Source organism: Rhizobium centroccidentale (assembly GCF_030182565.1).
Classification (GTDB): domain Bacteria; phylum Pseudomonadota; class Alphaproteobacteria; order Rhizobiales; family Rhizobiaceae; genus Rhizobium.
On sequence record NZ_JAQJCG010000062.1, the window covers coordinates 1 to 1144 of the forward strand.

Here is a 1144-nt window from a genome sequence, read left to right on the forward strand (position 1 = left end):
GCGGGGAGAGCGATTGTCTTGCGTGTCAAGCGTTTTGCCATGGGCGTGCGTCCCTGATGATGGCATTGAGGATGGTGATCAGTTTTCGCATGGTTGCGACGATGGCAACGATCTTCGGCTTGCCTGATGCGACCAGCTTGTCGCGGAAGGCCTTAAGCGTCGGGTTATGCCGGCTGGCGACGAGGGCAGCCATGAAGAGGACGGCGCGCACCTTGCTGCGGCCGCCGCCGATGAAGCTCTTGCCCTTCCACTTGCCCGATTGCCGCGTCCAAGGCGCAAGCCCTGCCAGTGAGGCGATCTGGCGGCGGTCGAGACTGCCCAGTTCCGGCAGTTCGGCCAAGAGCGTGCGCGCCGTTGTCGGCCCGACGCCCGGCACGGAGGTCAAGAGCGTCTCGCGCACCCGCCAAACCGGCGATTTGCGGATATGGTCGTCGAGATCGGCATCAAGGCTTTCGAGCTCGCGCCGCAAGGCCACAAGCAAGCGCTTGATGCTTTTCTGCGCCTGCTTTGCCAGCACCATGCGCAACCGGTTCTCCTCGGCGACGATCATCTGCACGATCTGCCGCCTGCGCGCCACCAGTTCGGACAAAGCCTGGGTCTCGGCATCGCGCAACGGCCGGATCTCCGGCTTCGTCGCCAGAACGAAGGCGGCGATGACGGCGGCATCGATCGGATCGGTCTTGGCCCTGCGGCCGATGGCATGGGCATAGGCGCGCACTTGCGCCGGATTGACGACGAGGACCGTCAATCCGGCCGATGACAGCCCAGCCACCGCCAACGTCTCGAAACCGCCCGTCGCCTCAAGCGCGATCGCATCGGCGCTGATGGCTTTCAGCCGGACAATCAGTTCATCGATGCCGGCATGATCATTGCCAACGGCAAAAGCCTCACCCTGCGGTGCGACGGCCACGTCCAGCCGGTCTTTCGAAACATCGATGCCAACGATCTTTTCCATCTGATCCCATCCTTGCCTAAGCGGGCTTTGCTTGCGCAAGCGGCCCTGGCGACTGTTCGGGTTCAATGGAACGGCGGATGAAGACCCCCGCTCTCCCACGGGCTTGGTGTCCCAAAGGTGCATCGGTCTCCCATCCGCCACCGCAACAGGCATTACAGCCTCAACCGCGGATAAAGGGAAGTTACAAGG

1 protein-coding gene is annotated in these 1144 nt (G+C 63.0%); it reads right to left on the reverse strand.

Annotated elements, in window-relative coordinates; genetic code table 11:
• Positions 1 to 25: 25 nt before the first annotated feature.
• Positions 26 to 955: an IS110 family RNA-guided transposase gene (locus PH562_RS30635; RefSeq protein ID WP_285177642.1), complete on the reverse strand. Its 930-nt coding sequence runs from the start codon at positions 953 to 955 to the stop codon at positions 26 to 28.
• Positions 956 to 1144: the final 189 nt, after the last annotated feature.